This is a genomic window from Lactobacillus sp. 23-2, assembly GCF_044902225.1.
GTDB lineage: Bacteria > Bacillota > Bacilli > Lactobacillales > Lactobacillaceae > Lactobacillus > Lactobacillus absianus.
The window spans coordinates 61,689-68,575 of sequence record NZ_JAOQBX010000009.1; the positions used below are offsets into that span (position 1 = coordinate 61,689).

At 53.8% G+C, this 6,887-nt stretch carries 6 protein-coding genes; 1 reads left to right on the plus strand and 5 read right to left on the minus strand.

The features are described from left to right. The first annotated feature begins 320 nt into the window (after positions 1-320). On the plus strand, positions 321-1,325 hold the full coding sequence (locus OCH80_RS05255; RefSeq protein WP_404538572.1) for a glycoside hydrolase family 3 protein: 1,005 nt from the start codon (positions 321-323) through the stop codon (positions 1,323-1,325). Positions 1,326-1,368: 43 nt separating this feature from the next. On the opposite strand, the gene OCH80_RS05260 is transcribed toward OCH80_RS05255, so the two are convergent. The 5 genes from OCH80_RS05260 to OCH80_RS05280 all read right to left on the minus strand — a co-directional run bounded on the left by OCH80_RS05260 (position 1,369) and on the right by OCH80_RS05280 (position 6,761). Beyond that, entirely contained in the window at positions 1,369-3,351 is a 1,983-nt protein-coding gene (locus tag OCH80_RS05260; RefSeq protein WP_404538575.1) for a hypothetical protein, read from the minus strand. 114 nt (positions 3,352-3,465) lie between these two features. Next, complete coding sequence (locus OCH80_RS05265; protein WP_404538578.1) at positions 3,466-4,113, minus strand: TetR/AcrR family transcriptional regulator; 648 nt, start codon at positions 4,111-4,113, stop codon at positions 3,466-3,468. A 6-nt stretch (positions 4,114-4,119) separates the two neighbouring features. After that, positions 4,120-5,295, minus strand: coding sequence for an ABC transporter permease (locus OCH80_RS05270; protein WP_404538581.1), 1,176 nt, complete (start codon positions 5,293-5,295; stop codon positions 4,120-4,122). Further along, entirely contained in the window at positions 5,292-6,035 is a 744-nt protein-coding gene (locus OCH80_RS05275) for an ABC transporter ATP-binding protein (protein ID WP_404538584.1), read from the minus strand. The genes OCH80_RS05270 and OCH80_RS05275 overlap by 4 nt, the downstream gene beginning before the upstream one ends. A gap of 309 nt (positions 6,036-6,344) precedes the next feature. After that, positions 6,345-6,761, minus strand: a complete 417-nt coding sequence (locus tag OCH80_RS05280) for a hypothetical protein (protein WP_404538587.1) — start codon at positions 6,759-6,761, stop codon at positions 6,345-6,347. Positions 6,762-6,887 lie beyond the last annotated feature (126 nt).

Sequence of the window (6,887 nt, forward strand, 5' to 3'; positions counted from 1 at the left end):
GCTTGCCACATTCAGCAACTAAGAAGGGAGATCTGATTTAGCCTCTCCTTGCCTTTGATAATAGCACTGTCTTTTACGCTATACAATAGCCTGCACTTATGGTTTGAGCTGCTGAATCAGTTTGGCCAGGCCTGACAACGCCACTTCCCTCCTTGTAAGCCCTTTCTTTTCCGCGTTTTGATCATAAAATTATAAAATCGTTTATCCTTTTTGCAATAATCAAAGCAAAATCTTACCCTTTATGAAAAATATTTCTTTTTGTCAAAGGTGGTATAGTTAAAGCTGAAACAAGCAATGAATTAGTGGCCAGGAGAAAAAAGATGCAGCAGCTCAAACAGATGACCCTGAAAGAAAAAATTGCCCAGCTCTACTTGATCGACAGCACGGGCGACTTCGCGGAGATGGCAGAAGCTGTCAACCGCGCGCAAGTTGGCGGAGTGCTCCTTTTCAGCAAAGACCTGGCCGGGCAGACCCAGTCCAGCCTGCAAAAAGAATGCCGCGAATACCAGCGCTTGAGCCGGCACGGGCTCTTTATCGCGATCGACCAAGAAGGGGGCCTGGTTGACCGGCTCAGCGCCAGCCCGGCGATTGCCGCTGGCCACGCCTACCCTAGCCCCGCCAAGATCTACCAGGAAAGCGGCCATGCCGGCTTAAGAAAAGAAGCAGCCATGGTGGCCAAGCAACTAAAAACTTTGGGCATCAACTGGAACTTTGCCCCAGTCGCCGACGTGGCCGATGACCCAAGCAGCTTCATTTATGAACGGACGCTAAAGGCCAGCCGGAAGGAAAGCGGCAGGTTCGTGGCTGAGACCTGCCAAATCTACCAAGACTGTCAGGTCGCTTCCAGCCTCAAGCACTTCCCCGGCTACGGCAACGCGGGCGATACTCATACCGGCGTTGGGGTGAGCCGCAAGAGCAAGGCGGCTTTTTATCAAGACCTGGAGCCCTTCAAACAGGGAATCAGGGCCGGGGCCTGGTCGATCATGGTCTCGCACCTGATCGTCAGCTGCCTTGATCCTGCTGCTCCAGCCTCCCTGTCAGTTCCAATCCATGACTTCATCCGCCAAGGCCTGAACTATGACGGCATAATTTTGACGGACGACCTGCAGATGGACGCGGCCAAAGAATACGCCAAGGCCAAAGGAATGTCGCCCGACCTCCTGGCCCTTTTGGCCGGCAACGACATTCTGCTTGGCGGCAACTGGCAGACCGGCATCCCCGCCTTGGTCCAAGCCGTAAGAAATGGCCAGCTCACGGAAGCGCGGATCGACCAGTCCGTCGCCAGAGTTCTCCAGCTGAAAGCGCGCTTGGGCATTTTAAAGTGAAAAAGCAAAAGCCTTCATGACCAAAATTGGCATGAAGGCTTTTTTAGCGGGTAATGTACTTGCGCAGGTAGACTTTCGCGCATGGAATCACGATTGAGGCAAGCGGACCATTGCAATAATAGTAGCGGCTGTCGTGCTTGATCACATAGAGCTCGGTGGCCGGCACGCTGTCGCCCCAGTGAAAGACGTTGACGCGCTTGGCCAGGTCGCCGTCGCGGTCGTACTTGTAGGCATAAGTCTTTTTAGAGGCAACGATAATGGCCTTTCCTGACTTTGGAATGGCCTTTTGGTACTTCTGATACAGCCTGGACTTAGAATAGTCGTCCCGCCAGACGTCCTGGGCTTTGACGAAGTAAGGCTGCTTGCCCCAGACGGTGATGTAGTACTGGCCGGCCAGCTTGCAGACCGGACCGACAAAGAGATTCAGGCTCTGCCCGGCCCGCAGGCTTCCTTTTGGCTCAAGCTTCAGCTGGTCGACGTAGTCGTACTTGCCGGACTTGTTGAAGTAAAGCGGCGTCTTTTTGCGCGCGACCAAAGCCGTCTTGGTGTCCTGATACAAAATCATTTGGGTGTACTGGGCCAGCAGCGGATCCTTGGCAATATCTTTGACGTTGGCGGAGCTCTCCGTCTCGCTGCTCCGCGAGCGCGGATGCTCCCGGTCAAAGCCGGAAACGAAGCTGGTCAATGGCAGCTCTTCCCTTTTCCCGCTCTTTGAGTCCTCAACGTACAGCCTGGTGTCGTGGTCAGTCAGGTAGGCCCGGGGCTTGGCGTAGACGCCCGACTTGGCCCGTTCAACCAAGGAGGCGACTGCTTCTTCCTCAGCTACGGAAAACTTCATCGGATTCTGGACCACGACCTTTTTCCCGTTCAAGTCCCCTCTGGCCTTTTCCAGCCGCCAGATGGCAAACTTGACTTCCGCCCGGTTGGGTCTGGCCTTTTGGGCCGTCTTTTTGGCGCTAAGCAGCGCCGACGTGAAATTCTCGCGCAGGCGGGCATCGGACAAAAGGTAGGTCATGGACAGGCTGGTCTTCTCGTTCCCCGCCAGCAGCTGGCTCAAAGCGGCCCGCTGCTTGTCAGTGGCAGGCTTGGCGTCTCTCCTGGCCTGCCGGGGCGTGTTGACGATCGCGGGCATCTTGCCGGAAAGCGGCTCCTGCTGGGTCCCGTACCAGATAATATTTTTGACCAAAAAGGCCGGCACCAGGCCATCGCCAATATCCGCCCGGCTGTCATAGCCGTAGTGGTGGCCGTCAGTAAAGTAGACCTTGCTCATGGCGTTCTTGACGTGATAGAAGAGGACGGCTTCTTTGCGCGTTGGGACCCAGACGTACATCCGCCGGTCCACCTGCAGAGGGGACGACGCGGCCGACAAGGTCCCGCCTTTCAGGTCCTGGACCGTCCCCGCGGCCGTATAGACCACGGTGCCGGCATCAAAGCCGACCCACAGCTTGCCCAGGCGGTCATAGTCGATCTGGTGCACGCGCTGGGCAGGAGCAACGTTGTCGGCGTAAATGTATTTGGCCGTCTTGCCGGAAGTGCCCTTGACCCGGTACCAGCGCATGCCCCCTTCTTCGCCAAAGTTGGAGTCAAAGTAGCCGTAAGCATCCACGAGGTACTTCTTCCCGACCTTCATGTCAACGTCAGAATAAGTCGCGTCAGCAGTCGTGACGGTGACGGTGGTCCAGGGCGCGTAGGCCAAATGGCCGTCGATCCGGCCGACCCGGCTGGCCAGAAGCAAGGTGCCTGCCGCCAAGCGGTAGTAGGCCCGGTGATTGATGGTCACGACTGGGAGGGCGTACTCAAGGCCGTTTTTGTAAAAGGAATAGCGGGCATGCTTGGCGCGCGCCGGCTTGCCTGCGTAGGCGACCTTGGCCCCTTTTTTGAAAGAGTACTGGGTGGGGATGCCCCGCGCGTCGTAGACCCGCGCTGCCTGTGACAGGGTCAATTCGCCTGTCTTGGCTTGAACTGTCCGCGCCAGCAGCAAAGACAGTCCCCCCATTGCCGCCAGCAGCCATTTGTGTCTTTTCACTTGCTCGCCCTCCTTCATGAATAGTTTCTTGTCTAGTATACCGCTAGCTCCCATGGCTTCGCTATTTTTCCTAACCGCAAAAGGCTTCCAACCCATTTGGATTGGAAGCCTTCGTTAATTCAAGATGAGCAGGATCTGCTTTGCGATCAGCTTTAAGTCGCGCTCCTCAGCAAATTCCCGGTCCGGGAAAAAGACGAAGCGCTGCATAAAGTAGGCCGCCAGTGGCCCGGCAATGATCCTCAACAGGTCCATGGGCTGGTATTCCGGATGCTTTTCCAAAAGAATTCCCAGGTTGCTTTCAACCAGGCGCGGGCTTTCCGCCAGCCGGGCTTGAAAGGCCCGCACGATCTCGCCGACAAAGTCCGGCTTGGTCAGCAGCTCTTGCAGGACGATCCGGATGACCTGCCGGTTCTGCTTAAGGAAGGCAAAACGGTTGAAAACGATAAAATTGACCAGGTCCGCCCGGCTATTGGCAGAATTTTCCTCAATGTCCGCAATGAAGTCGCCCTGAAGGCGGGGCAAGAGCTCACTGATCACCGGCTCAATCACCGCGTTCAAAAGATCATTTTTGGTCTTGTAGTACTTAAAAATCGTTGCCTGGCTGACGCCTGCCCGCTCAGCGATCTGGGCCGTGGAAGTCCCGTCAAAGCCCTGCTCGCTGAACAGCTCGATCGCGGCCAGGAGCGTCTTTTTTTGCCCCTGGGGCAGCTTTTTTTCGGCTACAAGATTTTGGTAGCCATCCAGAATAGTCGCATCGCTCATTGCATTTTACACCTTTCGATAGCGCTTAAGGCCCAAGACGTTGAGGCCGAGCAAGACAAGCAAGAAAATTGCCAAAACGGCCAGATCGCCTGACGCCTGCGCCAAACTGTTTCCTTTCATAATGATACCAGTCATGGCATCACCAGCGTAGGTCAAAGGCAAAATTTTTCCAACGGCCTGGATCCAGGCCGGCATGGACGACATCGGCACGATTCCGGAGAAGAAGATCTGCGGCACGATGATCAATGGAATAAACTGCATCATCTGGAATTCTGATTCGGCAAAGGTTGACAAAAGCAGGCCAAAGGCCAGGGCTACAAAGGCAAACAAGACGCAGACCGTGATCACGGCAGCCAGACTGCCAACGATTTCAATCTTCAAAAGATAAATTCCGGCAACAGTGATGACGACTGCCTGCAAAAAGCCCAGCAGACCATAGCCCAGCATGTAGCCAAAGACAATGTCGCCGCGCTTGACCGGCGTGGCCAGCAGGCGGTCCAGGGTGCCGGAAGTCCGCTCCCCGAGCAGGGACATGCCTGAAATCAGGAAGACGAAGAAGAAAATGAAGAAGGCCATCAGGATCGGGGCAATTTTGGCAAAGTAGCCAGTGTCCTTGTCGCCGTAGCGGTAGTGGTTGACAAGCTTGACTTTGGTGCTTTTAGCGTTCTTGGCCGGCTGCTGGCTTGGCGCAGCCGCCTTTTGCCCGCTGGCTTTGGCCAGGGCCATTTTCAGCTTGGCGATTGCCTGCTGCTGGGTCAGCAAGACTTGCTGCAGCTTCTTCCCCTGCTGCTTGGCCTGCTGGACCTGCTGCTTGACCAAGGCTGACTTAAGGGCGTTTTTGGCCAACATCGTCTTGCTGGAATCAGTGTTGGCGTGAGTCGCGACATAGCGCTGGCCGTCTTTGACGATAATGCTGTCGGCTTGCCCCCTCTTCAAGGCGCGGCGCGCCTTTTCTGAACTGGAATATTTTTTGACGGAAACGCCTGACACCTGGTCAAGCTCCTTAACCACGCTTTGCTTGACCCCAACCGTGCCTAAGCTAACTTCAACGTCGCTGCTGGCTGAAAACATGACGCTCATCAGCCAGAGGATGAATAAAGGACCGGCGAACATCAAGACCAAGGTTCGCTTGTCGCGAACCAGTTCGATAAGCACTTTTTTGCTGATCATTAAGATTCTCATGCTTCTGCTTCCTCCATTTTTGCTTCAGCTTTCAAAAAGACTTCTTCAACCGTGTCTGCCTGGTAGTCGTTCTCCAGCTTTTTCGGTGAATCAAAGGCGATGATCTGCCCGTGCAAGAGCAGGGCCACCCGGTCGGTCAATTCCGCTTCATCCATCACGTGCGTCGTGACCAGGATGCTGCGTCCCTTATCGCGCAGGCGCCGCAACTCATGCCAAATCTGCCGTCTTAAGGCCGGATCGATGCCGACCGTTGGCTCATCGAGAATGAGCAGGCGCGGCTTGCCCAAGAGGGCGATTGCCAGCGACAGGCGCCGCTTCATCCCGCCAGAAAAGTTCTTGACCCGCTGATCCAGATTGCGGTCTAAATCGACGACCTTGGCGGCGTGCTCAATCTGCAAAACCAATTCACTTTTCGGGATTCCCTTCATGACGGCAAAAAAGATAAGGTTTTCCCGGGCAGTCAGCTTTTCATACAAGGCATCGGCCTGCGCCATGTAGCCCAATTCAGCCAGGATGTCCCGGTTGGGCATGGTCTTGCCCAGAACCAGCGCCTCTCCGCCATCGGCTTTTTCCATTCCCAGCATGACCTTGATCATGGTGGATTTGCCAGCGCCAGAAGGCCCAATCAAGCCGACGATTTCACCCTGATGCAGGTTTAAGCTGACTTTATTCAGGATCGTCCGGTCGCCAAATGTCTTGCTGAGCCGGTCCAATAGGATCAAGTCATTATCTTCAGTCATTATTTGCTCCTTTATTGTTAAAAGTACGTTATTGCTTGTGTTGTTTTTGGTGAGTAACTGCTCACTTACTAACTGAAGAGTATTATAGTGAGTAACTACTCACTTAGCAAGCCTTTTTTTAAAAAATCGCACTTGAGGACTTTTCGGGAATCAACTTTCGAAAAAGCGGTCCACTCCATCAAAAAAGACGACTGCACCTTTGATGCAGTCGTCTTTTGCTATCTCAAAACCAGTTTTGCCCCGCTCTGACAGGAACTGCCCCATAACCCGAGGAAACATTGCCGCTCTTCTCAAGACTCGATTTTCGCTTTAAAAGAATTGGCTGATAAATTTGGTCAATTTGTTAAGCAGACTGCCGATAAAGAATGGCAGATATGCTTGACCAACGCAAACGGCAATAATGTCAATAAACCATACAAACCGCAATAATGCACTGAGTATCTTGTCTTTGAAATTCTTCCCTGAGCTGAGTGGGACAGCAGAAGCAATACTGATGACAAGCCACAGACACTCAAGGAGCGACAGAACAATGGTGATCCAGAATCTGCTTACCGATGGCTTCATGCTTGCAAAAATAATCGCAATAATCACCACGATGAGCAGGCTGTAAATTGCGGGATGCATTGCCCGGTTGACAATCTCCGTATAGCTTACGCGCGGATAGCCGCCCTGCTCGCGCAAGAGAAGCGCGAGCGCGAAGCCCAGCAAAGCGGCCGCAAAAGTCATCAGCGGAACCATTTTAAGCAGGTTGTAGTTTTTAACCAGCTGCAAAAAATGTGTGCAGATGTGTATTTTAATTTGGACTAATGGAATCACAGAGGTCTAATGCTGTTGACCCTACACACCAGCTTT

What these genes read in the sequence shown, in the direction of transcription:
- OCH80_RS05255 (WP_404538572.1), top strand. Translation starts at nt 321, where the DNA reads ATGCAGCAGCTCAAACAGATGACCCTGAAAGAAAAAATTGCCCAGCTC.
- OCH80_RS05265 (WP_404538578.1), bottom strand. Translation starts at nt 4,113, where the DNA reads ATGAGCGATGCGACTATTCTGGATGGCTACCAAAATCTTGTAGCCGAA.
- OCH80_RS05270 (WP_404538581.1), bottom strand. Translation starts at nt 5,295, where the DNA reads ATGAGAATCTTAATGATCAGCAAAAAAGTGCTTATCGAACTGGTTCGC.
- OCH80_RS05275 (WP_404538584.1), bottom strand. Translation starts at nt 6,035, where the DNA reads ATGACTGAAGATAATGACTTGATCCTATTGGACCGGCTCAGCAAGACA.
- OCH80_RS05280 (WP_404538587.1), bottom strand. Translation starts at nt 6,761, where the DNA reads ATGACTTTTGCGGCCGCTTTGCTGGGCTTCGCGCTCGCGCTTCTCTTG.